Origin of the sequence: Pseudomonas sp. BIGb0558, assembly GCF_024807515.1 — a bacterium.
GTDB lineage: Bacteria > Pseudomonadota > Gammaproteobacteria > Pseudomonadales > Pseudomonadaceae > Aquipseudomonas > Aquipseudomonas yamanorum_A.
Genome location: NZ_JANUEW010000003.1, coordinates 186101 through 212345, shown reverse-complemented (window position 1 = coordinate 212345; position 26245 = coordinate 186101). Strand labels below are relative to the sequence as shown.

The window sequence follows — 26245 nt, the reverse complement described above, 5'->3', positions numbered from 1 at the left end:
GACGGTCGTTATACTGCCGGCCTCAGATTTTGATAGTCACAAGGATTTCCCATGCTCGCGATGCCATGGCTGTACCTGGCGCTTCTTTCCATCGGCTATGTACTCGCCTTGAGCTACGGGCAATTGGGGTTGTTGGCGGGATTGTCCGTCGCCATGCTGCTGTTGGCCGGGTTTGCCGTGCGCCAGCAGCGCAACCCTTGGGTGCGTTATCTGGGCCATGGGCTGTTTATCGTGCTGGCGCTGGGGTTGGCGATGCATTGGCTGCCGGGTTTCTACAACGGTCGGGGCATCGCCCCGCAGCGCTTTACTGACGATGCCGTGCCGTTCTCGATGTATTTGAATCAGGATAAGCCGCTGATCGGCTTTTGGTTGTTGCTGGCGTGCCCGTGGATCGTGGCTCGCAGGTCATTGCGGCTGTCGATCTATGCGACGGCCATGGCATTGACTCTGACGGCGATTGCCGCACTGGGCGGCGCTGCGTTGTTGGGCGTCATCAGCTGGGCGCCGAAATGGCCTGAGCAGGCGTGGTTGTGGGTGTTGAACAACTTGTTGCTGGTGACCCTGGTGGAAGAAGCGTTGTTTCGGGGCTATATCCAGGGCGGGTTGAGCCGGCGTTTCAGGCAGTTGCCCTATGGTGAAAACCTGGCACTGCTGCTGGCGGCGCTATTGTTCGGAGTGGTGCACCTGGGCGCAGGTTGGCAGTGGACGCTGTTGGCGACTATTGCTGGCGTCGGTTACGGGCTGGCGTATCGTTTTGGCGGGTTGGGCGCGGCGATCGTTACGCATTTCGGGCTGAATTTGCTGCATTTCGGGTTATTTACGTATCCGATGCTGGCGGGCTGAGGCGGAGCCGATTGTTGCAAAAAATAAGTTAAATAAAACCCCGCAACGGTCGACAACCTGTCAAAGCCTTGCGGATTGAAAACTCATGCGTAATAACCAACCCGTTACCCAGCGCGAACGTACCTTCCCCGCTCAGCAACGGTTGATCTCCACCACGGATGCCAAAGGCGTGATCACCTACTGCAACGACGCCTTCGTCGAGATCAGTGGGTTTTCCCGTGACGAACTGCTGCGTGCTCCGCACAACCTGGTTCGTCACCCGGATGTTCCGGCGGCAGTGTTTGCACACATGTGGTCCACGCTCAAACAAGGCTTGCCATGGATGGGCATCGTCAAGAACCGCTGCAAGAGCGGTGATCACTATTGGGTCAACGCCTATGTGACGCCGGTCTTCGACGGCAATCAGGTGATTGGCTACGAGTCGGTAAGGGTCAAGCCCACCGCCGAGCAGATCCGCCGTGCCGAAGCGCTTTACCAGCGCATCAACCAGGGCAAGCCAGCCATTCCGCGCCGCGACAAGTGGCTGCCGGTGCTGCAGGACTGGCTGCCGTTTATCCTGGTCAGCCAGTTGAGCTTTCTGATTGGCGTTTGGCTCAATTCCCACTGGGGCTTTGCCCTGGCCGCCGCGCTGTCGGTGCCGCTGGGCCTGCTGGGCCTGAGCTGGCAACAGCGCGGACTCAAGCGTTTGCTGCGCCTGGCCGAGCAGACCACGTCCGACCCGTTGATCGCGCAGATGTACACCGACAGCCGCGGCGCCCAGGCCCGCCTGGAGATGTCGATCCTCAGCCAGGAGGCGCGCCTGAAGACGTGTCTGACGCGCTTGCAGGACACTGCCGAACACCTCAACGACCAGGCCGCACAGTCCAATACCCTGGCGCATAACAGCTCCAGCGGTCTTGAGCGCCAGCGCGTGGAAACCGAGCAGGTGGCCACGGCCGTCAACCAGATGGCCGCGACGACCCAGGAGGTCGCCAGCCATGTACAACGCACGGCCGACGCCACCCAGGAAGCCAATCGCCTGACCGGGCGTGGCCGGGATATCGCCGGTGAAACCCGCGAGGCGATTCAACGCCTGTCGGTGGCCGTGGGCGAAACCGGCGTGACCGTGACCCAACTGGCCAAGGACAGCGACGAGATCGGCGGCGTAGTGGATGTGATCAAAGGCATCGCCGACCAGACCAACCTGCTGGCCCTGAACGCGGCCATCGAAGCGGCCCGTGCCGGTGAGATGGGCCGGGGTTTTGCGGTGGTGGCGGACGAGGTTCGGCAACTGGCGCAGCGCACCAGCGAGTCCACCGGGCAGATTCATGCGCTGATCGCCAAGCTGCAGCAGACCGCCAATGCCGCCGTACAGACCATGGACGCCGGGCATCGCCAGGCCGAGGAAGGTGTGGCGCGGGTGATGGAAGCGGATCAGGCGCTGATCGGGATCAGTGAGGCAGTGGCGCACATCACCGACATGACGGCGCAGATTGCCGCGGCGACCGAGGAGCAGAGTTCGGTGGCGGAAGAGATCAGCCGCAATATCAGCACCATTGCGTTGTTGGCGGACCAGACGTCGGAACAGGCGTTGAATTCGGCGCAGTTGAGTGAAGAGCTGACGCATACGGCGAATACCCAGTATTCGCTGGTGGAGCGCTTTAACCGGTAGACAGCTATCGCAGGCAAGCCAGCTCCCACATTTGAATGTATTCGCAAATCAAAATGTGGGAGCTGGCTTGCCTGCGATGAGGCCCTAAAGATCAGCAAGAAAGCTTGAAACCTTCACCGCCGCAGCCTCCAGATGCTGCTCATGACTAAACCCTGAAGCCTTCAACGGCTTCAAATCATGATCCCCCGCCACCAGCCACATCACCTCGATGCACGGCGACAACACATACCCTTCCACCGCCGCCCGATTACCCAGTGCATCCCGCTCGCCCTGCACAATCAACGTCGGCGTCTTCAACCCGGCCAGATGCTCGGTCCGCGGCTTCTCCGGCTTGCCCACCGCATAGAACGGATAACCCAGGCATACCAACCCGTCTGCACCCAATTCATCCGCCAGCAAACTGGCCATTCGCCCGCCCATCGATTTGCCGCCAACCGCCAGTTTCCCAGCGACATGACGTCGCACCTCGGCGTACACCTCACGCCAGCATTCCAGCAATTTCGGGGCAGGATTGGGCGGGCGTTTCCCCCCGTCCACCCGACGCTGGGCCATGTACGGAAACTCGAAACGCAACACGTTCACGCCATGCCCGGCAAGGCGTGCAGCCATGTCATTCATAAAGCCCGAGTCCATCGGCGCACCCGCACCGTGGGCCAGGATCAGCGTCACCGGCGTACGCGCGATAGACCCTGTCGCGACATCCCACAACCAGCCGCGTTCCCGCACACACTGCGCCCATTGATCCCCGTCAATACTGGCCTTGTGCTCTTTGCCCATGCTTGCCTCGCTTTTTAGTCTGCCTATAACTCCAGCCCAAGTGCCGCATTTGCTTGGGTTGAACCGTGGATGGGGAACCATGAACACTACTTTAAGTACCGCCTATAACTACAAGGTGGTCCGCCAATTCGCCATTATGACGGTGGTGTGGGGCATCGTCGGCATGGGGCTCGGGGTTTTTCTCGCCGCCCAGTTGGTATGGCCCGAACTCAACTTCAATTTGCCCTGGACCAGTTTCGGCCGCTTGCGCCCACTGCACACCAATGCGGTGATCTTCGCCTTTGGCGGTTGCGCGCTGTTTGCCAGTTCCTTCTACTCGGTGCAACGCACCTGCCAGACACAACTGTTCGCGCCAAAGATCGCCCAGTTCTGCTTCTGGGGCTGGCAGTTGGTCATTGTGCTGGCCGCGATCACCTTGCCGCTGGGCTACACCAGCTCCAAGGAATACGCCGAGCTGGAATGGCCGATCGACATCCTGATCACCATCGTCTGGGTGGCCTACGCCATCGTGTTCTTCGGCACAGTGATGAAGCGCAACACCAAGCACATCTACGTCGGTAACTGGTTCTTCGGTGCGTTCATCATCACCGTGGCCATCCTGCATATCGTCAACAACCTGGAAATCCCGGTCAGCCTGACCAAGTCCTACTCGCTGTATGGCGGTGCGACAGACGCCATGGTGCAGTGGTGGTACGGGCATAACGCGGTAGGCTTTTTCCTCACCGCCGGCTTCCTCGGGATGATGTACTACTTCGTGCCGAAACAGGCCGAGCGCCCGGTGTACTCCTATCGCCTGTCCATCGTGCACTTCTGGGCACTGATCACCCTGTACATCTGGGCCGGCCCTCACCACTTGCACTACACCGCGCTGCCGGACTGGGCACAGTCATTGGGCATGGTGATGTCGCTGGTGCTGCTGGCGCCAAGCTGGGGCGGGATGATCAACGGGATGATGACGCTCTCGGGCGCCTGGCATAAGTTGCGCAGCGATCCGATCCTGCGCTTCCTGGTGGTGTCCCTCGCGTTCTACGGCATGTCGACGTTTGAAGGGCCGATGATGGCCATCAAGACGGTCAACGCCCTCTCCCACTACACCGACTGGACCATCGGCCACGTACACGCCGGCGCCCTCGGTTGGGTAGCGATGATCTCCATCGGCGCGCTGTACCACATGATCCCGAAAGTCTTCGGTCGCGAGCAGATGTACAGCCTCGGCCTGATCAACGCGCACTTCTGGCTGGCCACCATCGGCACCGTGCTCTACATCGCTTCGATGTGGGTCAACGGTATCGCCCAGGGCCTGATGTGGCGTGCAGTCAACGAAGACGGGACCTTGACCTACTCCTTCGTCGAAACCCTGGTGGCCAGCCACCCAGGCTTCATCGTGCGGCTGGTGGGCGGGGCGATCTTCCTCAGCGGCATGTTCCTGATGGCTTACAACACTTGGCGCACTGTGCGTTCGGCGCCATCCCTCCAAGCCGCCGAACACCCCGCTGCGGCGCAGATGGCCTGAGGAGTCGATGATGAAACACGAAACCATTGAAAAGAACGTCGGCCTGCTGATGCTGCTGATGGTGCTCGCCGTGAGCATCGGCGGCCTGACCCAGATCGTGCCGCTGTTTTTCCAGGACGTGACCAACAAACCGGTGGAAGGCATGAAGCCCTACACCGCGCTGCAACTGGAAGGCCGCGACATTTATATCCGCGAAGGCTGCGTACAGTGCCACTCGCAGATGATCCGTCCGTTCCGCGCCGAGACCGAGCGTTATGGCCACTACTCGGTGGCCGGTGAAAGCGTGTGGGATCACCCGTTCCTGTGGGGCTCCAAGCGCACCGGGCCGGACCTGGCCCGCGTCGGCGCACGCTACTCGGACGACTGGCACCGCGCACACTTGTACAACCCGCGCAACGTGGTGCCGGAATCGAAGATGCCGGCGTACCCGTGGCTGGTCACCGCCGCGGTCGACAGCAGCCATACCGAGACCAAGCTCAAAGTGATGCGCACCCTCGGCGTGCCGTATACCGACGAGGACATCGCCGGCGCCGTGGCCAGCCTCAAGGGCAAGACCGAGATGGACGCGCTGGTTTCCTACCTGCAAGTGCTCGGCACTGCCATCAAGAGCAAGAGGTGAGCCATGGGATTTGAATTCGATGCGGGAACCATCCGCGGCCTCGGCACGCTGGTCGTGGCCATCGCCTTCATCGGCCTGTCGCTGTGGGTGTTCAACTCCCGGCGCAATGCGGAGTTCGCAGAAGCCTGCCTGCTGCCGTTTGCCGATGAACCCCAACCGCCAACCCCCGACGCTCAAGAAGAGCCTGCAACAAGGAGCAACCGGCCATGACTACCTTCTGGAGTACATGGATCTGCGTACTGACCCTCGGCAGCCTGATCGGCCTGACCTGGCTGTTGATCGGCACCCGCAAGGGCGAGACCAAGGGCAGCGTCGACCAGACCATGGGCCACGCCTTCGACGGGATCGAGGAATACGACAATCCGCTGCCGCAATGGTGGTTCATGCTGTTCGCCGGCACCCTGGTGTTTGCCGTCGGCTACCTGATCCTCTACCCGGGCCTGGGCAACTGGAAAGGCGTACTGCCGGGCTATGAAGACGGCTGGACCTCGGCCAAGGAGTGGGACAAGGAAATGGCCAAGGCCGACACCAGGTTCGGACCGATCTTCGCCAAATTCTCGGCCATGCCCGTGGAAGAAGTGGCCAAGGACCCGCAAGCGCTGAAAATGGGCGGTCGCCTGTTTGCCTCCAACTGCGCGGTGTGCCACGGCTCGGACGCCAAGGGCGCCTACGGCTTCCCGAACCTGGCGGACAACATCTGGCGCTGGGGCGGTTCGGCCGATGCCATCAAGATGACCATCATGAATGGCCGTCATGCCGCGATGCCGGCCTGGGGTGAAATACTCGGTGAAGACGGTGTGAAGAACGTCGCTGCCTATGTGCGCCATGACCTGGCAAAACTGCCATTGCCGGCTGACAGCACGGCCGATGTGGCCGCCGGCCAGGCGGCGTTCAATACCACCTGCGTTGCCTGCCACGGCCCTGAAGGCCACGGTATGGAAGCCATGGGCGCGCCGAACCTGACGCAGCCAGGCGGCTTCATCTACGGCACCAGCCTGGCGCAGTTGCAGCAGACCATCCGCCATGGTCGCCAGGGCCAGATGCCGGCGCAGGAAGTGCTGCAGGGCAATGACAAGGTGCACCTGCTGGCCGCCTACGTTTACAGCCTGTCCCACAACGCCGATGGCGCAACGCCTGACAGCCAACCCAAGTAACCGCGCACTACCCAAAAGCCGCGCCTGATTCAGGTGCGGCTTTTTTGCGACCCATTGTCGCACCCTTCCGATCGCTGACTTTCCCCTCCTGCCATTCGGGTCTACGCTTGTTTGCACAATGGACCGGCATTGGCCGGTCGATGGCCGACTTGCACTCGATGGGTTGAAACATTTCTGCTCGATGACAGGCGCAAAGGCTGGTACTTACCGGCTGTCGTGCCACTGACCGTTCGTCGTCCGGGCCGCTTGTTTACACACACCTAGTTACAAGTACCTTCGACCCTTCTAAAATCCTGTCCAAGTCGTCAGCTTTTAACCCTGAATTTTGTCCTTACGCCAAACATGGAAAGGGCGCAGAATCTGGTTTGGAACGCATTGACGCAGGTCACCTTGCGTTGCAATGGAATCTTGCTTTCTCCATACTTGCGACCGATTTTTACCCTATAAAAAAACCTAAACCGTGGAACCTTAGAATGAGCACAGCAATCAGTCCGACTGCTTATAACTATAAGGTAGTCCGCCAGTTCGCCATCATGACGGTGGTCTGGGGGATCCTTGGCATGGGGCTCGGCGTTTTCATCGCCTCGCAACTGGTTTGGCCAGAGTTGAATTTTGGCCTGCCATGGACGACGTTTGGACGCCTGCGCCCGTTGCACACCAACCTGGTGATTTTCGCCTTCGGTGGATGTGCACTGTTTGCCACTTCTTATTACGTCGTGCAGCGAACCTGCCAAACGCGACTGATTTCCGATGCATTGGCTGCCTTTACCTTCTGGGGCTGGCAAGCGGTCATCGTTGGCGCGATCGTCACCCTGCCGCTGGGCTACACCACCACCAAGGAATACGCCGAGCTGGAATGGCCGATCGCCATTTTGCTGGCCATCGTCTGGGTGACCTACGCGGTGGTGTTCTTCGGCACCATCGTCAAGCGCAAAACCAAGCACATCTACGTCGGCAACTGGTTCTACGGGGCGTTTATCCTGGTGACGGCGATGCTGCACATCGTCAACCACGCGTCCTTGCCGGTGAGCCTCTTCAAGTCCTACTCGGCTTACGCCGGTGCGACGGACGCGATGATCCAGTGGTGGTACGGCCATAACGCCGTAGGCTTCTTCCTCACCACCGGCTTCCTGGGGATGATGTACTACTTCGTGCCGAAACAGGCCGAGCGTCCGATCTACTCCTATCGCCTGTCCATCGTGCACTTCTGGGCGCTGATCACCCTGTACATCTGGGCCGGTCCGCACCACCTGCACTACACCGCATTGCCGGACTGGGCCCAGTCCCTGGGCATGGCGATGTCGATCATCCTGCTGGCGCCGAGCTGGGGCGGCATGATCAACGGCATGATGACCCTGTCGGGCGCCTGGCATAAATTGCGCACCGACCCGATCCTGCGGTTCCTCGTGGTCTCCCTGGCGTTCTACGGCATGTCGACCTTCGAAGGCCCGATGATGGCCATCAAGACGGTCAACTCGCTGTCCCACTACACCGACTGGACCATCGGCCACGTACACGCCGGCGCCCTCGGCTGGGTAGCGATGATCTCCATCGGCGCGCTGTACCACATGATCCCGAAACTGTTCGGCCGGGCGCAGATGCACAGCGTCGCGTTGATCAACACCCACTTCTGGCTGGCCACCATCGGTACCGTGCTCTACATCGCTTCGATGTGGGTCAACGGCATCACCCAGGGCCTGATGTGGCGTGCAATCAACGATGACGGCACCCTCACCTACTCCTTCGTCGAAGCGCTGCAAGCCAGCCATCCGGGTTACATCGTGCGCGCCCTGGGCGGTGCGATCTTTGCCAGCGGCATGCTGTTCATGGCCTACAACGTGTGGCGCACCGTGCGTGCGTCCGACCCTGTAGAAGCCGAAGCCGCTACCAAGATCGCCGTTGTGGGAGCTCACTGATGAAGCATGAAGTAGTCGAGAAGAATATCGGCCTGCTGGCCTTCTTCATGGTCATCGCCGTGAGTATCGGCGGCCTGACCCAGATCGTTCCGCTGTTTTTCCAGGACGTGACCAACAAGCCGGTGGAAGGCATGAAACCGCGCACCGCGCTTGAACTGGAAGGCCGCGACGTCTACATCGCCAACGGTTGTGTCGGCTGCCACTCGCAAATGATCCGTCCGTTCCGCGCCGAAACCGAACGCTACGGCCACTACTCGGTGGCCGGTGAAAGCGTGTGGGACCACCCGTTCCTGTGGGGTTCCAAGCGTACCGGGCCGGACCTGGCCCGTGTCGGCGGTCGTTACTCCGATGACTGGCAGCGTGCGCACTTGTACAACCCGCGCAACGTGGTGCCCGAGTCGAAAATGCCGGCGTACCCGTTCCTGGTCGAAAACAAGCTCGACGGCAAGGACACCGCCAAGAAGATGGAAGTCTTGCGCACCCTCGGCGTGCCCTACACCGACGAAGACATCGCCGGCGCGGCCGCTGCCGTGAAGGGCAAGACCGAAATGGACGCACTGGTGGCCTACTTGCAAGGCCTTGGCACCATCATCAAAAGCAAACGGTGATCTGGATGGATATCGGGATGATTCGAGGCCTGGGCACCGTTGTCGTGATGGTGGCTTTTATCGGCCTGGCCTTGTGGGTGTTCAGCCCCAAGCGCAAGTCGGAGTTTGAAGACGCGACGTTGCTGCCCTTCGCGGATGATCCCGAAGCCATCAAGCACGTCGTGGAAGCGTCTAGGAGTAACAAAGAATGACTACGTTCTGGAGTCTGTACGTCACAGTCCTCAGTCTGGGTACCATTTTCGCCCTGACCTGGCTGCTGCTGTCGACCCGCAAGGGCCAGCGCGCCGAGCAAACCGATGAAACCGTTGGGCACTCGTTCGACGGCATCGAGGAGTACGACAACCCGCTGCCAAAGTGGTGGTTCATGCTGTTCGTCGGCACCATCATCTTCGCCCTGGGTTACCTGGCGCTGTACCCTGGCCTGGGCAACTGGAAAGGCCTGCTGCCGGGTTACGCCTACCTCGACAACGACAAGCAAACCCCGTTTGCCAACGGCCAGACCGGCTGGACCGGCGTGCACGAATGGGAAAAGGAAATGGCCAAGTCGGACGCCAAGTTCGGGCCGATCTTCGCCAAATTCGCCGCCATGCCGATTGAAGAAGTGGCCAAGGACCCGCAAGCCTTGAAGATGGGTGGCCGCCTGTTCGCCTCCAACTGCTCGGTGTGCCACGGTTCCGACGCCAAGGGTGCCTACGGTTTCCCTAACCTGACCGACGCCGACTGGCGCTGGGGCGGTGAGCCGGCGACCATCAAGGAAACCATCATGAAAGGCCGCCACGCGGTGATGCCGGCCTGGGCCGAAGTCATTGGCGAGCAAGGCGTGGCCGATGTGGCCGGTTTTGTGGTGACTAACCTCGATGGCCGCAAACTGCCGGAAGGCGCCAAGGCAGACGTGGCCAACGGCGAGAAACTGTTCGCCGCCAACTGCGTGGCGTGCCACGGCCCACAGGGTAAAGGTACCCCGGCAATGGGCGCACCTGACCTGACCCACCCGGGCGCGTTCATCTACGGCTCGAGCTTCGCGCAACTGCAACAGACCATCCGTTATGGCCGTCAGGGCCAGATGCCTGCGCAGGAGCAGTTGCAAGGCAATGACAAGGTGCACTTGCTGGCGGCGTATGTTTACAGCCTGTCCCATGGGGATAAGGCGGCTGAGGCCGAGTAAGGCAAAGCGGCAATAAAAAACGGCCCCGCCAGTGGAAATTGGCGGGGCCGTTTTGTTTGCACATCGAAAAAGTCGTCACCCTCCAGCAACGTATCTACATTTGAGATTGATCAAGAAAAACAGCAGTAGTAACGTATCTACATTCGTACTCCATGAGGAGGCTAGCCACCATGACCATCACCACCATTTCCAGCCGTGAATTCAATCAAGACACAAGCGGTGCCAAAAAAGCCGCCCGCCAAGGCCCGGTTTTTATCACCGACAGAGGCAGGCCGGCCCATGTACTGCTAAGCATTGAGGACTACCAAAAACTGACGGGGCTCAATGCGGATATTGTTGACCTGTTGGTGATGTCGGAAGCGGCAGATATCGAGTTCGAAACCGAACGTGCCGTGATCATCCATCGACCCGTGGACCTCTCTTGATGTATCTACTCGACACCAATGTCATCTCTGAACTTCGTAAACCCCAGGCTGACGTGAACGTCGTCGCCTGGGCCAAAAGCGTCATCGCACCACGGATGTATATTTCAGCCATCACCTTGAAGGAACTGGAAACAGGAATCCTGCGAATGGAGCGGCGTGACCCCGCTCAGGGGAAGATTTTACGTACCTGGCTCAAGCGCCATGTAATGCCGGCGTTTGATGCCAGAATCCTGCCGATTGATGCGGCAGTGGCACTACGCTGTGCCACCTTGCATGTGCCAGACCAAGCCAACGAAAGTGACGCGCTAATCGCTGCAACCGCCCTGGTTCATGGCCTGACAGTGGTCACCCGCAACATCCGTGACTTTCAATCCAGCGGCGTCACGCTGATCAATCCATGGGACGAATGACCTCTAAGGCCGTAAATACCGTCCATACTTCACAAGTCAATTGATCCAGATCACGTACACCATCAATTGATTTCCCCCAACGCGACCAAAGGTCGCACCCCTTGAGAGGGATCGGGGGCGTATCATTACGCCACTGCAACACCCCCAATTTGACCCCGGTTGGCACGTACTGGCCGAGGCAAATCTCCACCGCCGTGGGATGCAATGATGAGCGACCAGATACCGGTACATAACGTTACCCCGCCTGCCAAAACCGTCGACCTCTACGCTTCGCGAGAGAAGATCTACACCCGCGCCTTCACCGGCCTGTTCCGCAACTTGCGCATGCTCGGAGGCGCGGCTTTGTTCCTGCTCTACTTCGGCACCGTGTGGCTGAACTGGGGTGGTCACCAGGCCGTCTGGTGGAACCTGCCGGAGCGTAAATTCTTCATTTTTGGCGCGACCTTCTGGCCCCAGGATTTCATCCTGCTGTCGGGCATCCTCATCGTCGCGGCGTTTGGCCTGTTCTTTATCACGGTGTATGCCGGCCGCGTCTGGTGCGGCTACACCTGCCCGCAAAGCGTGTGGACGTGGATCTTCATGTGGTGCGAAAAGGTCACCGAAGGCGACCGCAACCAGCGCATCAAGCTGGACAAGGCGCCGATGAGCGCCAACAAATTCCTGCGCAAGTTCAGCAAGCACAGCCTGTGGCTGATCATCGGGTTTGTCACCGGCATGACCTTCGTCGGCTACTTCTCGCCGATCCGTGAACTGGTGTTCGACTTCTTCACCGGCCAGGCTGATGGCTGGTCGTACTTCTGGGTCGGTTTCTTCACCCTCGCCACCTACGGCAACGCCGGCTGGCTGCGCGAGCAAGTGTGTATCTACATGTGCCCGTATGCGCGCTTCCAGAGCGTGATGTTCGACAAGGACACCCTGATTGTTTCCTACGATCCGCGCCGTGGCGAAACCCGTGGCCCGCGCAAAAAAGGCATCGACTACAAGGCCGAGGGCCTGGGGGATTGCATCGACTGCACGATGTGCGTGCAGGTGTGCCCCACCGGCATCGACATCCGAGACGGCCTGCAAATCGAATGCATCGGCTGCGCGGCCTGCATCGACGCCTGCGACAACATCATGGACAAGATGGAATACCCTCGCGGCCTGATCAGCTACACCACCGAGCACAACCTGTCAGGGCAGAAAACCCATAAGCTGCGCCCGCGCCTGATCGGTTATGCCTTGGTGCTGCTGGCAATGATCAGCTTGTTGGCGGGCGCGTTCTTCATGCGTTCGCTGGTGGGTTTCGACGTCAGCAAGGACCGCGTGCTGTACCGCGAAAACGCCGAAGGCCGGATCGAAAACGTCTACAGCCTGAAGATCATGAACAAGGACCAGCGCGACCACACCTACGTGCTCGACGCCGCCGGCCTGCCAGACCTCAAGCTGCAAGGCCGACGCGAGATCAAGGTGGCTGCCGGGGAAATTTTCAGCATGCCGGTGGAGCTGTCCAGCGCGCCGGAACAACTGCCTTCGAGCACCAACGAGGTGAAATTCATCCTCAGGGATGCCGATGACGACAGCGTCCACATTGAAGCCAAGAGCCGATTCATCGGCCCACAAGTTCGTTAATAGAGAGCACAACAATGCCCGCAGCTACTGCCGCAAGCCCCTGGTACAAGCACCTCTGGCCCTGGATCATCATCGGGATCCTGGCCTGCTCGGTGACATTGACCTTGTCCATGGTGACCATCGCGGTGAAGAACCCCGATAACCTGGTCAACGACAACTACTACGAGGCGGGCAAAGGCATCAACCGCTCCCTGGACCGCGAACTGCTGGCCCAGACCCTGCAACTGCGCGCCAAGGTGCACCTGGACGAGCTGACCGGCGAAGTCGAGTTGCACCTGACCGGCAACAGCGGGCCCGGCACCCTGGAACTGAACCTGATTTCGCCGACCCAGCCGGAGAAGGATCGCAAGATCATCCTGACCCGCAGCGACAGCGAACCCGGCCGCTACATCGGCCAGGTGACCGACAAGGTCGAAGGCCGCCGCTTCGTCGAATTGCTGGGCGTGGAAGGCAACCGGACCTGGCGCATGTTTGAAGAAGAACAGGTCAGCCATGACAAGGATTTGCTGCTGGGCGACGAGCCGCTGCAGGGTGCTGAAGACCTGAAAAAATAAAAAGCCGCGCTCCGCGCATCGCGGGCAATCCCGCTCCCACATTTGGAATGCATTCCCCTGTGGGAGCGGGCTTGCCCGCGATGAGGCCCTACCCGCCACCATAGATTCAAACCATGACCACGCCCATCCCTTGCTACCACTGTGCCCTGCCCGTGCCGCCCGGCAGCCGGTTCACCGCCGTGATCCTCGGCGAGTCCCGCGAGCTGTGCTGCCCGGGCTGCCAGGCGGTGGCCGAGGCGATTGTCGCCGGTGGCCTGGAAAGCTATTACCAGCACCGCAGTGAAGCCTCGGCCAACCCCGAGGCGCTGCCGGTGCAACTGGTGGACGAACTGGCGCTGTATGACCGCGCCGATGTGCAAAAACCCTTCGTACGCCACGACGGCGAGCTGTCGGAAGCCACGCTGTTGATGGAAGGCATCAGCTGCGCCGCCTGTGGCTGGCTGATCGAAAAACACCTGCGCAACCTGCCCGCCGTGGCCGAGGCGCGCCTGAACCTGTCCAACCACCGCCTGCACGTGCGCTGGGCCGACGGGCAATTGCCACTGAGCCAACTGCTCGGCGAGTTGCGCCATATCGGCTACGCCGCCCACCCGTATCAAGCCGACCGCGCCGCCGAACAGCTGGCCAGCGAAAACCGCCTGGCCTTGCGCCAATTGGGCGTGGCCGGGCTGCTGTGGTTCCAGGCGATGATGGCGACGATGGCCACCTGGCCGGAATTCAATATCGACCTGAGCCCGGAACTGCACGTGATCCTGCGCTGGGTCGCGATGTTTCTTACAACTCCAATCGTGTTCTACAGCTGCGCACCGTTCTTCAAAGGCGCGATGCGTGACCTGCGCACCCGCCACCTGACCATGGATGTTTCGGTGTCGCTGGCCATCGGTGGTGCGTACCTGGCCGGGATCTGGACCGCCATTACCGGCACCGGGGAGCTGTATTTCGATGCGGTGGGCATGTTTGCCCTGTTCCTGCTGGCCGGGCGCTACCTGGAGCGCCGCGCCCGGGAACGTACGGCGGCGGCCACCGCACAGTTGGTCAACCTGCTGCCGGCCTCGTGCCTGCGCATGAGTGCCGACGGGCAAAGTGAACGCATCCTGCTCAGCGAGCTGGCCCTGGGCGACCGGGTATTGGTACATCCCGGAGCAGTGCTGCCGGCAGACGGCATCATCCTCGATGGCCAGTCGAGCATCGACGAATCCCTGCTGACCGGCGAGTACCTGCCGCAGCCACGACAGGTCGGCGATGCCGTCACCGCCGGCACCCTCAACGTTGAAGGCGCACTGACCGTCGAAGTCCGTGCCCTGGGCCACGACACGCGCCTGTCGGCCATCGTGCGCCTGCTGGAGCGCGCACAGGCAGAGAAACCCCGGCTGGCGGAAATCGCCGACCGCGCCGCCCAATGGTTCCTGCTGTGCTCGTTGATCGCCGCGGCAGTGATCGGCTTGCTGTGGTGGGAGCTGGATGCATCGCGAGCCTTCTGGATCGTCCTGGCGATGCTGGTTGCGACCTGCCCTTGCGCTCTGTCCCTGGCCACGCCCACCGCCCTGACGGCGGCCACCGGAACCCTGCACAAACTCGGTCTGCTGCTGACCCGTGGCCACGTGCTGGAAGGCCTGAACCAGATCGACACAGTGATTTTCGACAAGACCGGCACCCTCACCGAAGGCCGCCTGGCTTTGCGTGCGATTCGTCCGCTGGGCGTGCTGGGCAGCGACGAATGCCTGAGCCTTGCCGCCGCGCTGGAACAACGCTCCGAACACCCGATCGCCCGCGCATTTGGCCGTGCACCACTGGCGGCGGACGAGGTGTTCAGCACGCCGGGCCTGGGCCTGGAAGGACGCGTCGGCAACCGCCAGTTGCGCATTGGCCAGCCGGGGTTTGTCTGCGAACTGAGCGGTTGCGCCCTCCCCGCCTCGCCGAAGGACGCCGGCCAATGGCTGCTGCTGGGCGATACCGACGGCGTCCTGGCCTGGTTTGTCCTGGACGACCGCCTGCGCAGCGACGCGCCAGCCTTGCTCGCCGCCTGCAAGGCCCGCGGCTGGCGCACGTTGCTGCTCTCGGGGGACAGCTCGCCGATGGTCGCCAGTGTCGCGGCTGAACTGGGGATCGACGAAGCCCACGGCGGCCTACGCCCCGACGACAAGCTGCACATGCTGCAACAGTTGCACAAGGAAGGCCGCAAGGTGCTGATGCTCGGCGACGGGGTCAACGACGTGCCGGTACTGGCCGCTGCCGACATCAGCGTGGCGATGGGCTCGGCCACCGACCTGGCCAAGACCAGCGCCGACGCAGTGCTGCTGTCGAACCGTCTGGATGCCCTGGTGCAAGCCTTCACCCTGGCCCGGCGCACCCGCCGGGTAATCATTGAGAACCTGCTGTGGGCCGGGCTGTACAATGGACTGATGTTGCCGTTTGCCGCCCTCGGCTGGATCACCCCGATCTGGGCCGCGATCGGCATGTCCCTCAGTTCGTTGACCGTGGTGCTCAATGCCCTGCGCCTGACTCGCATGCCGAGCACGCCAGCCGCGAGCCCCGCCCCCGTAACCCGTCCGCTGCCGGCGTGAGCCGCCCGGGCATGGAGTGCAGATGCCAGCTCTTTACGTGATGATCCCGGCGGCGCTGTTGATCGTGGCCATCGCCATATACATCTTCTTCTGGGCGGTGGACAGCGGCCAGTATGACGACCTCGACGGCCCGGCCCACAGCGTGCTGTTCGACGACCAGGACCCGAATCACCTGGCCGCCGTCGATGAAGCCAACGGCCCTGAGCAACCGCCCAAGCCGAAAGACCCGCCCCATGCTTGAACTCGCGCCCCTGCTGGTCTCGGCGGTGATCCTCGGCCTGCTGGGCGGCGGCCATTGCCTGGGCATGTGCGGCGGCCTGATGGGCGCGCTGACCCTGGCGATTCCCAAGGAGCAACGCAGCCGACGTTTTCGCCTGCTGCTGGCCTACAACCTGGGACGTATCCTCAGCTACGCCACCGCCGGCCTGCTGATCGGCCTCGCCGGCTGGGCGGTGGCCAACAGCCCGGCGGCGATGTTCATGCGCATCCTCGCCGGGCTGTTGCTGATCTGCATGGGGTTGTACCTGGCCGGCTGGTGGAGCGGCCTGACACGTATCGAACGCCTCGGGCGCGGCCTGTGGCGCCATATCCAGCCGATTGCCAACCGCTTGCTGCCGGTGTCCAGCCTGCCCCGGGCCTTGCTGCTGGGCGCGCTCTGGGGCTGGCTGCCATGCGGGTTGGTCTACAGCACCCTGCTGTGGGCGGCCAGCCAGGGCAATGCGCTGGACAGTGCGGTGTTGATGCTCGCCTTCGGCCTCGGCACGTGGCCGGTACTGCTGGCCACCGGGCTGGCGGCCGAGCGTGTCACTGCACTGTTGCGCAAACGCAGTGTGCGCATGACCGGTGGCCTGCTGGTGATTGTGTTTGGCCTATGGACGTTGCCCGGCCCCCACCAGCACTGGCTGATGGGCCATTAGATCGCCATGTGGCATAGCGCCGCTCCCCGTTGATGCAAATCAAGATGGCCCCTGCACCCAGCCCCTAGACTCGGCCCACTAGCCTATCCGGGGGAACGCCCGCATGCTCGACGCCATTCGTTGGGACACTGATCTGATTCACCGCTACGACCTGGCGGGGCCGCGCTACACCTCGTACCCCACCGCCGTACAATTCGACAGCCAGGTCGGCACCTTCGACCTGCTCCACGCCCTGCGCGACAGTCGCAAGGCCGTCCGGCCATTGTCGCTGTATGTGCATGTGCCGTTCTGCGCGAATATTTGCTACTACTGCGCCTGCAACAAGGTCATCACCAAGGACCGAGGGCGGGCTCACGCCTACCTGCAACGCCTGGAGCAGGAGATCCAACTGGTGGCCTGCCACCTCGACCCGAAACAGCCGGTGGAGCAGCTGCATTTTGGCGGTGGCACCCCGACTTTTCTCAGCCACGATGAATTGCGCCAGGTCATGGCCCGGCTGCGCCAGCACTTCAACCTGCTGGACGATGATTCCGGCGACTACGGGATTGAAATCGACCCGCGGGAAGCCGACTGGGCAACCATGGGCCTGCTGCGGGAACTGGGCTTCAACCGCGTCAGCATCGGCGTGCAGGACCTCGACCCCGACGTGCAGCGCGCGGTGAACCGCCTGCAAAGCCTGGAAGAAACCCGGGCGGTGATCGACGCGGCGCGCACCCTGCAATTTCGTTCGATCAATATCGACCTGATCTACGGCCTGCCCAAGCAATCGCCGCTGAACTTCGCCCGCACGGTGGAGGAAGTGATCAAGCTGCAACCGGATCGCCTGTCGGTGTTCAACTACGCGCACCTGCCGGAACGGTTCATGCCCCAGCGACGGATCAATACCGAGGACCTGCCGTCACCGGCCGAAAAGCTGTTGATGCTGCAAACCACCATCGAACAATTGACCAACGCCGGCTACCGCTACATCGGCATGGACCACTTCGCCCTGCCGGATGACGAACTGGCCATCGCCCAGGAAGAAGGCACCCTGCAACGCAACTTCCAGGGCTACACCACTCACGGGCATTGCGACTTGATCGGGCTCGGGGTGTCGGCGATCAGCCAGATTGGCGACCTGTACTGCCAGAACAGCAGCGACCTGAACCACTACCAGAACGCCCTGGCTGGCGCACAACTGGCCACCAGCCGGGGCTTGTTGTGCACCACGGATGACCGGTTGCGGCGGGAGGTGATCCAGCAGCTGATCTGCAACTTCAGCCTGACATTCGAGAAGATCGAACAAGCCTTCAATATCGATTTTCGCGGCTATTTCGACGAACTCTGGCCACAGCTGGAAGCAATGAGCGAGGACGGGCTGATCGAAGTCGACCCACAGGGCATCCGCGTATTACCGGCGGGACGCCTGCTGGTGCGCTCGGTGTGCATGGTGTTCGATGCCTATCTGGAGCATCAGAACCGGCAACGATTTTCGCGGGTGATCTGAGGGTGTTACTTCGCCATCAGGCTCATTGCTTCCATCTGGGCCTGAGGCGTCTCGTCTTTCAAGACTTTGGCCAATTGCGTCTGGGCTGTCATCAAGCCGGCCTGGATGGTCGCCACGTCGCCCTGCAAGCCTGCCACCTTGGCCTGGCGTGCCTCCGGACTCAGGGAGGTGTTGGCCATGGCTGCGGAGAGCTCGGCCATCTTCTGCGCAAGCTGCTTTTTCAGCTCGCGGATCATTTTCAACAGTTGCTTGGCGCTGTCGCTCAGGCTGCTCTCATCAATATCGCTATTGGAGGATTTCTTCGCAGAGGCCATGCCCATCCCCGCCCCGGAAATAGTGACCTTCACGCCTTCGGTGACCTTGGTTTCAGAAGCCGGCACCTTGGCGGCGTCGTCTTTTTCCTTGGCTGCATCGGCAGCCTTCCAAACCGACACCGCGGGCACGTTGATAACCGGATTTTGGACAGTGCTGACTGACATGATCTGAGCTCCAGCTCATAGAGAGACACTTATGTATCGGCGCCGATACATAAACCTTTATACCGTTGCTGCTTTTTTGTACACGCTGGCCTGATCATCCCCCAGTGCGGTACCCTTACGTCTTATGTGTGTTTTCCCACAAGGATTTAAGAAATGTCCGAGCCAGTTAAACTGCGCGCTCATAGCCAGGCTCATTGCAAGGATTGCAGCCTGGCCCCCCTCTGCCTGCCACTTTCGTTGAATCTGGAAGACATGGAAGCGCTGGACGAGATCGTTAAACGCGGTCGCCCACTGAAGAAAGGCGAGTTCCTGTTTCGCCAGGGCGACAAGTTTGATTCCGTTTATGCAGTACGCTCGGGCGCGTTGAAAACCTTCAGCCTGAGCGATGGCGGCGAAGAACAGATCACCGGTTTCCACCTGCCCAGCGAGCTGGTCGGGCTGTCGGGCATGGACACCGAGATTCACCCGGTGTCGGCCCAGGCCCTGGAAACCACCTCGGTGTGTGAAATCCCGTTCGAACGTTTGGACGAACTGGCCCTGCAATTGCCACAGTTGCGCCGCCAACTGATGCGCGTGATGAGCCGGGAAATCCGCGACGACCAGCAGATGATGCTGCTGTTGTCGAAGAAAACCGCCGACGAGCGGATCGCGACTTTCCTGGTCAACCTCTCCGCGCGTTTCCGCGCCCGGGGTTTCTCGGCCAACCAGTTCCGCCTGAGCATGTCGCGCAACGAAATCGGCAACTACCTGGGCCTGGCGGTGGAAACCGTGTCCCGCGTCTTCACCCGCTTCCAGCAGAACGAGTTGATTGCGGCTGAAGGCAAGGAAGTGCATATCCTCGACCCGATCCAGCTCTGCGCATTGGCTGGCGGCTCGCTCGACGGCTGATCCAGACGCTTGCGGCCGAGCCAATCGGCTGGGCCGCAGGTATACTTCGAGTCCGTTTTCCGCCCCAGGACTCTTCGACGATGGTCTTCGATTCGTTCGACATCAAATCCCTGATTCGCCCAGTCATCGACTTCCCCAAGCCTGGGGTGATCTTTCGCGACATCACGCCGCTGTTCCAGTCGCCCAAGGCCTTGCGCCTGGTGGCCGATACCTTCGTGCACCGCTACGTCGAAGCCGAGTTCACACACATCGGCGCGATGGATGCCCGGGGCTTTTTGATCGGTTCGATCATTGCCTACCAGTTGAACAAACCGCTGATCCTGTTCCGCAAGCAAGGCAAACTGCCGGCTGACGTGCTGGCCGAGGGTTACCAGACCGAGTACGGCGAAGCGTTCCTGGAAGTGCACGCCGACAGCCTGTGTGAAGGGGATTCGGTGCTGATGTTCGATGACCTGATCGCCACCGGCGGCACGCTGATCGCGGCGGCCAACCTGGCGCGGCGCATGGGCGCACGGATTTTCGAAGCAGCGGCGATCATTGATCTGCCGGAGCTGGGTGGGTCCCGGCGCCTGGAAGACATGGGTATTCCTACGTTCTGCCTGACGCAGTTTGCGCTGACTGATCAGTAAGCCGGGACTCGTGTGGCGAGGGAGCTTGTGTGGCGAGGGAGCTTGCTCCCGCTGGAGTGCGCAGCGCTCCCAAAGATCTTGGGGCCGCTACGCAGCCCAGCGGGAGCAAGCTCCCTCGCCACACAAGCCCCCCCGCCACAAAAGCGCTTTCTAGAAACCCATCTGCTTGCTGATGATTTCGTTCATCACCTCCCGAGTCCCGCCACCAATGGACAGGATGCGGTTGTCGCGATACAGCCGCTCCACCAGGTTGCCGCGCATGTAACCCTGCCCGCCGAGGATCTGCACAGCGTCGTAGGTCACGCGGTCCGCGGTGTCGGTGGCGAGGTTCTTGGCCATGGAGATTTCCTTGATCACACTCTTGCCAGCGGCCATCTTGGCGGCCTGGCGGTAGGTGAACTCCCGGGAGACCTCCACCGCCGTGGCCATTTCCGCCAGGCGATGCTTGAGTACCTGGAACTTGCCGATGGGTTTGCCGAAGGCCTCACGCTGGGCCGCCCATTTCAGGCTCTCCTCCAGGGCCATCTGCGCCGTCATGTTGGCCATCAATGCCAGGGCCAGCCGTTCGCTCTGGAAGTTGCCCATGATGCAGGCGAAGCCCATGTTCTCGACACCAATCAGGTTTCCTACCGGTACGCGGCAATCGTCGAAGAACAGCTCGGCAGTGTCCGACGCCCACCAGCCCATTTTCTTAAGTGGCGTACCGGTGGTGAAGCCCGGAGTGTCCTTTTCGATCAACAGCAGGCTGATACCGCCAAAGCCCGGCCCGCCGGTACGCACCGCCACGGTATAGAAGTCGGCACGCTGGCCGCTGGTGATAAAGGTTTTGCTGCCGCTGACGCGGTAATGGTCGCCGTCGCGCACGGCGCGGGTTTGCAGGTTGGCGACGTCGGAGCCGCCGCCGGGCTCGGTGACCGCCAGGGCGGCGATCTTCTCGCCGGACAAGACCTGCGGCGCAACGCGATCGCGCACCTCGGGCCGGGCCCATTTGACGATCGGCGGCAAACCGATATCCAGCGAGCCCAACCCCGCCACCACGCCGCCAGAGCCGCAGCGCATCAGCTCTTCGCTGGCGGCGACCTTGGCGAACAGATCACCTTCGTGGCTGCCGCCCAGGGCTTCGGGGTAACCGATGCCCAGGATCCCGGCGGCGCCGGCCTTGAGGTACAACTCCCGGGGGAAGCTCTCGGCTTCTTCCCACAGCTCGATGCCCGGCAACATCTCGCGCTCGACGAAACGTCGCACGCTGTCGCGAACCAATTGGTGACTGGGGTCGAAGTATTCCTGATAGGCAGACATCGGCAAGCTCCACGGGAAGGTGGAGCGAACTTACCAAGCGCTTGCTTGGCTATCAAGATACAAGGCGGAGCCTGACGAAGACTTAGATGAACAGTAGAGATCAAATGTAGGAGCTGGCTTGCCTGCGATAGCATCACCTCGGTTTAACTGAAAGACCGAGTTGTCTGCATCGCAGGCAAGCCAGCTCCCACATCAAGCCCAGCTCCCACATGTCGTTCTGCGGTGTTTTTAGAGGGCGATCGGCTTACGCCCGGCAAATGAATGCGCCAGGGTTCCGCCATCCACCAGCTCCAGCTCGCCACCCAGCGGCACGCCATGGGCGATACGCGAAGTGATCAGGCCCTTGTTGGTCAGCAATTGCGCGATGTAATGGGCTGTCGCTTCGCCTTCCACCGTCGGGTTAGTGGCCAGGATCACCTCGACAAAGGTCCCCTGCTCCTCGATCCGCGTCACCAGTTGCGGAATACCGATGGCCTCCGGCCCCAGCCCGTCCAGCGGCGACAGGTGGCCCTTGAGCACAAAGTAGCGCCCGCGGTAACCGGTCTGCTCCACCGCATACACATCCATCGGCCCTTCGACCACACACAGCAGCGTGTCGTCGCGGCGAGGGTCGGCGCATTGCGGGCACAGTTCTTCTTCGGTCAAGGTGCGGCACTGGCGGCAGTGGCCTACCCCTTCCATGGCCTGGCTCAAGGCCTGGGCCAGTCGGGAGCCGCCGCTGCGATCACGCTCCAGCAGTTGCAGCGCCATGCGCTGGGCGGTTTTCTGGCCCACGCCCGGCAAAGTGCGCAGGGCGTCGATCAGTTGACGAATCAGGGGGCTGAAGCTCATGGGGGAAAGGTCCGACAAAACAACGAGACGCGGTTTATACCCGCGCCCCGGATTAGCGTCAAATGCTCAATCTTGTGCGACGCGCACCACCAACTTGCCGAAGTTGCGCCCCTCCAGCAAACCGATAAAGGCTTCAGGTGCCTGCTCCAGGCCTTCCACCACGTCCTCGCGGAACTTGATCTTGCCGTCCCGCACCCACGGCGCCATGGCACTGAGGAACTCCGGCTGGCGGTCGCCATAGTCATCGAACACGATAAAGCCCTGGATCCGCACACGCTTGGTCAGCAAGGTACGTTGCAACGCAGGCAGCCGGTCGGGGCCGCTGGGGGCTTCGTGGGCGTTGTAGCCGGCGATCAGTCCGCACAAGGGAATGCGCGCCTTGGCGTTCAGCAGCGGCACGACCGCGTCGAATACCTTGCCACCGACGTTTTCAAAGTAGATGTCGATACCCTTCGGGCAAGCCTGGGCCAGCTCCTCGGCAAAGTTGTCGCCCTTGTGGTCGATGCAGGCATCAAAGCCCAGTTCTTCCACTACATAGCGGCACTTGTCGGCACCACCCGCCACGCCGACCACCCGCAGGCCCTTGATCTTCGCCACCTGGCCGACCACCGAGCCCACCGCGCCGGAAGCCGCCGCCACCACCAGGGTTTCCCCGGACTTGGGTTGGCCGATGTCCGTGAGGCCCATATAGGCGGTCATCCCGGGCATGCCCAGCACGCCCAATGCCATCGAAGGACTCGCCAGGCCCTTGGGCACCGGTATCAGGTTGCGGCCATCGGAGATGCTGTGGCTCTGCCAGCCGGTGGAACCGACCACCAGGTCACCCACCTCGAACTTGGGATTACGGGATTGCTCGATACGGCTGACAGCGCCGCCGGTCATCACCTCGTCGATTTCCACCGGCGCGGCGTAGGACGGTGCATCACTCATGCGCCCGCGCATGTACGGGTCCAGAGACAGGTAAAGGGTTTTCAGCAGGACTTGGCCGTCGGCCAGTTCCGGCAGCGCGACGCGTTCCAGGCGAAAGTTTTCCGGCACCGGTGCGCCGTGGGGGCGTGAGACCAGCACGATGCGCTGGTTGAGGGTCAGTGATTCGGTCATCAGCGAGGCTCCTTCTATCGGTGATTGAATTCAACGGTATAGGGTGCAGACCCCAAGAGAGGGTCCAGGGTTCGACAAAACTCCCGTAGCAGTTGTCGAGCGCCAGCGAGGCTACGTTAGCCGCACCGCCGTCTTCATGCCAGACGCGGGACCGAGTCGCCGCCGACGCAGCCTCGCTGGCGCTCGGCAGCTGCTACGGATGCGTATGCGTATGCGTATGCGTATGCGTATGCGGAAAATATTCCGCGCAAAAAAATGCCAGGCACGGGGCCTGGCATCTTCAGTCGCGGGCTTGCCGATCAGAACGGCAGCTTCATACCCGGCGGCAGTTGCATGCCAGCGGTCACGCCGGACATTTTGTCCTGGCTGTTGGCTTCGATCTTGCGCACGGCGTCGTTGACGGCCGCGGCGAACAGCGCCTCGAGCATTTCCAGGTCGTCTTCGCCCACGCCCGGCAATACGCTTGGGTCGATGCTCACGCGCTTGATGTCGTGACGACCGGTCATCACCACGCTGACCATATCGCCACCGGCTTTACCGGTGACTTCGGCGTTGGCCAGTTCTTCCTGCATCTTGGCCATCTTTTCCTGCATCTGCTGCGCCTGCTTCATCAGGCCGGCCATGCCACCTTTCATCATGGGAATCACCTCAAAAGTACGTGGATCAATTATTGGCCCCGGCTTATGACGCCTGGGGAACCGGGGCTTCTACAGGTTCAATAGTATCGTGACGCACCACCGCGCCAAACTGCTCCATCATCTGCTGGATGAGCGGATCACCGTGGATCGACTCTTCAGCCTCGCGCTGGCGGTTGACCCGGCGACGTGACGCCGCCTGGGCCGGCGTTTCCTGCTCGGGCTTGATCAGCTCGATGCTGATGGTCAGCGTGCGTCCGTGGAACTGGTTCAGGGCATCGTTGAGCCGGCGCTGCTGGGTCGCGTTGAACAGGGCGCTGTGGGCCGGGTCCAGGTGCAGCAACCAATGGTCGCCATCGACAGCAATCAGCGTGCAGTTGGCGGCGATGCTGCCGGTCATGCCGGAAATCGGCAGTTTCGGGAACAGCTCCAGCCATTGCAGCGCCAGGCCGGTGGCCGGCATGGCAGCCGGTTCCGGCTCAGGCTCCGGGGCGGGCTCGGCGGTGTGCTCACTGGCCAGGTCGTCCAGGTAGCTGTAGGCCGAGTCCATGTCCGGCTCGATGTAGTCTTCGTCCAGCGGCGGCTCGTCGTCGAGGTCGGTGCCCGGAGTGGCGGCGTCCACTTGAGCGACGGTCGGCTCCGGCACCGGGGCCGACACCCATTCGGGGGCGTCCGGCACCACGCTGTCCGGGGTCGGCGCTGGCATGGGTGTCAGTTCAGGCTGCTCACTGGTGGTTTCCAGCACTGGCTCGACGGCTGGCTGCAGCTCGACCTCGGCTTCTACCGGGTCATTCCACGGCAGATCGACTTCCGGCACGGGCGCGGGCTCAACCGCAGGCGTTGGCGCCACCACAGGCGCCACCGGCTCGGCGACAACAGGGGCCGGTGCCGGAGCAACCGGCGCAGGCGGCGCAACCACTGGCGCGACAACAGCCGGGCCAGCCACTGGTTTGGCGGAATCAACTGTGGCCTGGCTGATCCCCACTGGCTTTAGCGGCTGTCTCGGCGCATCCGCCGTGTCGGCGGGCCTAAAGGCCAGCATCCGCAGCAGGACCATTTCAAAGCCGCCGCGCGGGTCGGGTGCCAGCGGCAAGTCACGCCGGCCAATCAGGCCCATCTGGTAGTAGAACTGCACATCTTCGGCCGGCAGCGCCTGGGCCAGGGCCAGCACGCGGTCGCGGTCGCCATGGCCGTTGTCGACACCCTCAGGCAAGGCCTGGGCGATGGCAACGCGGTGCAGCACATTAAGGATTTCCGAGAGCACTCCATTCCAATCCGGGCCTTGCTCGGACAGGTGGCGCACGGCTTCGAGCAATGCCTTGGCGTCGCCTTCGATCAGCGCGTGCAGCACATCGAACACCTGGCCGTGGTCGAGGGTGCCGAGCATGGCGCGCACGTCGGCGGCCATGACTTTGCCTTCACCGAAGGCGATGGCCTGGTCGGTGAGGCTCATGGCGTCACGCATCGAACCGTCGGCGGCACGCCCCAGCAGCCACAGGGCGTCGTCTTCGAACGGTACGTTCTCGACCCCCAGCACGTGGGTCAAATGCTCGACCACCCGCTCCGGGGTCATGTTTTTCAGGGAGAACTGCAGGCACCGCGACAAAATCGTTGCAGGAAGTTTCTGCGGGTCGGTGGTGGCCAGGATGAATTTGACGTAGGGCGGCGGCTCTTCCAGGGTTTTCAACAGCGCGTTGAAAGAGTGGCTGGAAAGCATGTGCACTTCGTCGATCAGGTAGACCTTGAAGCGGCCACGGCTGGGCGCGTACTGCACGTTGTCGAGCAGCTCGCGGGTGTCTTCGACCTTGGTGCGGCTTGCGGCGTCGATCTCGATCAGGTCGACAAAGCGCCCTTCGTCGATTTCCCGGCACACCGAGCACGTACCGCACGGCGTCGAGGTAATGCCGGTTTCACAGTTCAGGCACTTGGCGATGATGCGGGCAATGGTGGTCTTGCCCACACCGCGGGTACCGGTGAACAGGTAGGCGTGGTGCAGCCGCTGGCTGTCCAAGGCATTGATCAGAGCCTTGAGCACATGGGTCTGGCCGACCATTTCGCGGAACGAGCGCGGACGCCATTTACGTGCAAGAACCTGATAACTCATCGAAAACCGTCGCAACTGGGAAGCGGAAGCGGGTAATGCTAGCGGAGCAAGGGGGAAATTGCATCC

General features: G+C 61.8%; 27 protein-coding genes. 20 read left to right on the top strand and 7 right to left on the bottom strand.

Annotation, left to right across the window (positions count from 1 at the left end):
• Positions 1 to 51 precede the first annotated feature (51 nt).
• The gene (locus M2400_RS06990) at positions 52 to 843 is read left to right on the top strand and encodes a CPBP family intramembrane glutamic endopeptidase (protein WP_177045687.1); all 792 of its coding nucleotides are present in this window, start codon (positions 52 to 54) and stop codon (positions 841 to 843) included.
• A gap of 85 nt (positions 844 to 928) precedes the next feature.
• A complete protein-coding gene (locus M2400_RS06985) occupies positions 929 to 2494 on the top strand; it encodes a PAS domain-containing methyl-accepting chemotaxis protein (RefSeq protein WP_177130714.1) in 1566 nt (521 codons plus the stop codon).
• Between the two features lie 84 nt (positions 2495 to 2578).
• On the opposite strand, the gene M2400_RS06980 is transcribed toward M2400_RS06985, so the two are convergent.
• Entirely contained in the window at positions 2579 to 3271 is a 693-nt protein-coding gene (locus M2400_RS06980; RefSeq protein WP_177045691.1) for an alpha/beta family hydrolase, read from the bottom strand.
• Positions 3272 to 3350: 79 nt separating this feature from the next.
• On the opposite strand from M2400_RS06980, the gene ccoN (M2400_RS06975) reads away from it, so the two are divergent.
• From ccoN (M2400_RS06975) to hemN, 16 genes are all read left to right on the top strand, one after another.
• Entirely contained in the window at positions 3351 to 4784 is a 1434-nt protein-coding gene (gene ccoN, locus M2400_RS06975) for a cytochrome-c oxidase, cbb3-type subunit I (protein WP_177045693.1), read from the top strand.
• Positions 4785 to 4794: 10 nt separating this feature from the next.
• The gene (gene ccoO / locus M2400_RS06970; RefSeq protein ID WP_177045695.1) at positions 4795 to 5403 is read left to right on the top strand and encodes a cytochrome-c oxidase, cbb3-type subunit II; all 609 of its coding nucleotides are present in this window, start codon (positions 4795 to 4797) and stop codon (positions 5401 to 5403) included.
• A gap of 3 nt (positions 5404 to 5406) precedes the next feature.
• A complete protein-coding gene (locus M2400_RS06965) occupies positions 5407 to 5613 on the top strand; it encodes a cbb3-type cytochrome c oxidase subunit 3 (RefSeq protein WP_177045697.1) in 207 nt (68 codons plus the stop codon).
• Positions 5610 to 6557, top strand: coding sequence for a cytochrome-c oxidase, cbb3-type subunit III (gene ccoP / locus M2400_RS06960; protein ID WP_177075732.1), 948 nt, complete (start codon positions 5610 to 5612; stop codon positions 6555 to 6557). The genes M2400_RS06965 and ccoP (M2400_RS06960) overlap by 4 nt, the downstream gene beginning before the upstream one ends.
• 473 nt (positions 6558 to 7030) lie before the next feature.
• A complete protein-coding gene (gene ccoN, locus M2400_RS06955; protein ID WP_177045701.1) occupies positions 7031 to 8473 on the top strand; it encodes a cytochrome-c oxidase, cbb3-type subunit I in 1443 nt (480 codons plus the stop codon).
• Positions 8473 to 9081, top strand: a complete 609-nt coding sequence (ccoO, locus tag M2400_RS06950; RefSeq protein WP_003193167.1) for a cytochrome-c oxidase, cbb3-type subunit II — start codon at positions 8473 to 8475, stop codon at positions 9079 to 9081. Before ccoN (M2400_RS06955) ends, ccoO (M2400_RS06950) begins: the two co-directional genes overlap by 1 nt.
• Before the next feature lie 5 nt (positions 9082 to 9086).
• On the top strand, positions 9087 to 9272 hold the full coding sequence (locus M2400_RS06945) for a CcoQ/FixQ family Cbb3-type cytochrome c oxidase assembly chaperone (RefSeq protein WP_008437575.1): 186 nt from the start codon (positions 9087 to 9089) through the stop codon (positions 9270 to 9272).
• Positions 9269 to 10246: a cytochrome-c oxidase, cbb3-type subunit III gene (gene ccoP / locus M2400_RS06940; protein WP_177045703.1), complete on the top strand. Its 978-nt coding sequence runs from the start codon at positions 9269 to 9271 to the stop codon at positions 10244 to 10246. The genes M2400_RS06945 and ccoP (M2400_RS06940) overlap by 4 nt, the downstream gene beginning before the upstream one ends.
• Positions 10247 to 10416: 170 nt before the next feature.
• On the top strand, positions 10417 to 10671 hold the full coding sequence (locus M2400_RS06935) for a type II toxin-antitoxin system Phd/YefM family antitoxin (RefSeq protein ID WP_259196152.1): 255 nt from the start codon (positions 10417 to 10419) through the stop codon (positions 10669 to 10671).
• Positions 10671 to 11081: a type II toxin-antitoxin system VapC family toxin gene (locus M2400_RS06930; protein ID WP_177045707.1), complete on the top strand. Its 411-nt coding sequence runs from the start codon at positions 10671 to 10673 to the stop codon at positions 11079 to 11081. The genes M2400_RS06935 and M2400_RS06930 overlap by 1 nt, the downstream gene beginning before the upstream one ends.
• Positions 11082 to 11288: 207 nt before the next feature.
• Positions 11289 to 12692 carry a cytochrome c oxidase accessory protein CcoG gene (gene ccoG, locus M2400_RS06925; protein WP_177120650.1) on the top strand — a complete coding sequence of 468 codons (1404 nt, stop codon included), beginning with the start codon at positions 11289 to 11291 and terminating at the stop codon, positions 12690 to 12692.
• Positions 12693 to 12706: 14 nt separating this feature from the next.
• Positions 12707 to 13246 (top strand): FixH family protein, encoded by a 540-nt coding sequence (locus M2400_RS06920; RefSeq protein ID WP_259196154.1) that lies wholly within the window; start codon positions 12707 to 12709, stop codon positions 13244 to 13246.
• A gap of 113 nt (positions 13247 to 13359) precedes the next feature.
• Entirely contained in the window at positions 13360 to 15810 is a 2451-nt protein-coding gene (locus tag M2400_RS06915; protein ID WP_177120651.1) for a heavy metal translocating P-type ATPase, read from the top strand.
• A 22-nt stretch (positions 15811 to 15832) separates the two neighbouring features.
• A complete protein-coding gene (gene ccoS, locus M2400_RS06910; RefSeq protein WP_003219033.1) occupies positions 15833 to 16051 on the top strand; it encodes a cbb3-type cytochrome oxidase assembly protein CcoS in 219 nt (72 codons plus the stop codon).
• Positions 16044 to 16727 carry a sulfite exporter TauE/SafE family protein gene (locus tag M2400_RS06905; RefSeq protein ID WP_259196156.1) on the top strand — a complete coding sequence of 228 codons (684 nt, stop codon included), beginning with the start codon at positions 16044 to 16046 and terminating at the stop codon, positions 16725 to 16727. Before ccoS ends, M2400_RS06905 begins: the two co-directional genes overlap by 8 nt.
• Positions 16728 to 16830: 103 nt before the next feature.
• Entirely contained in the window at positions 16831 to 18213 is a 1383-nt protein-coding gene (hemN, locus tag M2400_RS06900) for an oxygen-independent coproporphyrinogen III oxidase (RefSeq protein ID WP_259196157.1), read from the top strand.
• 5 nt (positions 18214 to 18218) lie between these two features.
• On the opposite strand, the gene M2400_RS06895 is transcribed toward hemN, so the two are convergent.
• Positions 18219 to 18692: a hypothetical protein gene (locus tag M2400_RS06895; RefSeq protein WP_259196158.1), complete on the bottom strand. Its 474-nt coding sequence runs from the start codon at positions 18690 to 18692 to the stop codon at positions 18219 to 18221.
• A gap of 153 nt (positions 18693 to 18845) precedes the next feature.
• Here M2400_RS06895 and fnr point away from each other — a divergent pair, with 153 nt between their 5' ends.
• Together fnr and M2400_RS06885 are read left to right on the top strand one after the other, a co-directional pair.
• Positions 18846 to 19580, top strand: coding sequence for a fumarate/nitrate reduction transcriptional regulator Fnr (fnr, locus tag M2400_RS06890; protein WP_003219044.1), 735 nt, complete (start codon positions 18846 to 18848; stop codon positions 19578 to 19580).
• An 80-nt stretch (positions 19581 to 19660) separates the two neighbouring features.
• Positions 19661 to 20209, top strand: a complete 549-nt coding sequence (locus M2400_RS06885) for an adenine phosphoribosyltransferase (RefSeq protein WP_177045721.1) — start codon at positions 19661 to 19663, stop codon at positions 20207 to 20209.
• A 150-nt stretch (positions 20210 to 20359) separates the two neighbouring features.
• On the opposite strand, the gene M2400_RS06880 is transcribed toward M2400_RS06885, so the two are convergent.
• The 5 genes from M2400_RS06880 to dnaX form a co-directional block, all read right to left on the bottom strand.
• On the bottom strand, positions 20360 to 21508 hold the full coding sequence (locus tag M2400_RS06880) for an acyl-CoA dehydrogenase family protein (RefSeq protein WP_259196160.1): 1149 nt from the start codon (positions 21506 to 21508) through the stop codon (positions 20360 to 20362).
• 228 nt (positions 21509 to 21736) lie between these two features.
• Positions 21737 to 22339 (bottom strand): recombination mediator RecR, encoded by a 603-nt coding sequence (gene recR / locus M2400_RS06875; RefSeq protein WP_003219049.1) that lies wholly within the window; start codon positions 22337 to 22339, stop codon positions 21737 to 21739.
• Positions 22340 to 22405: 66 nt separating this feature from the next.
• Positions 22406 to 23440 (bottom strand): NADP-dependent oxidoreductase, encoded by a 1035-nt coding sequence (locus M2400_RS06870; protein ID WP_177045725.1) that lies wholly within the window; start codon positions 23438 to 23440, stop codon positions 22406 to 22408.
• A 299-nt stretch (positions 23441 to 23739) separates the two neighbouring features.
• Positions 23740 to 24078, bottom strand: coding sequence for a YbaB/EbfC family nucleoid-associated protein (locus M2400_RS06865; protein WP_003193199.1), 339 nt, complete (start codon positions 24076 to 24078; stop codon positions 23740 to 23742).
• Positions 24079 to 24121: 43 nt separating this feature from the next.
• Positions 24122 to 26179, bottom strand: coding sequence for a DNA polymerase III subunit gamma/tau (gene dnaX, locus M2400_RS06860; RefSeq protein ID WP_259196163.1), 2058 nt, complete (start codon positions 26177 to 26179; stop codon positions 24122 to 24124).
• Between the last annotated feature and the right edge of the window lie 66 nt (positions 26180 to 26245).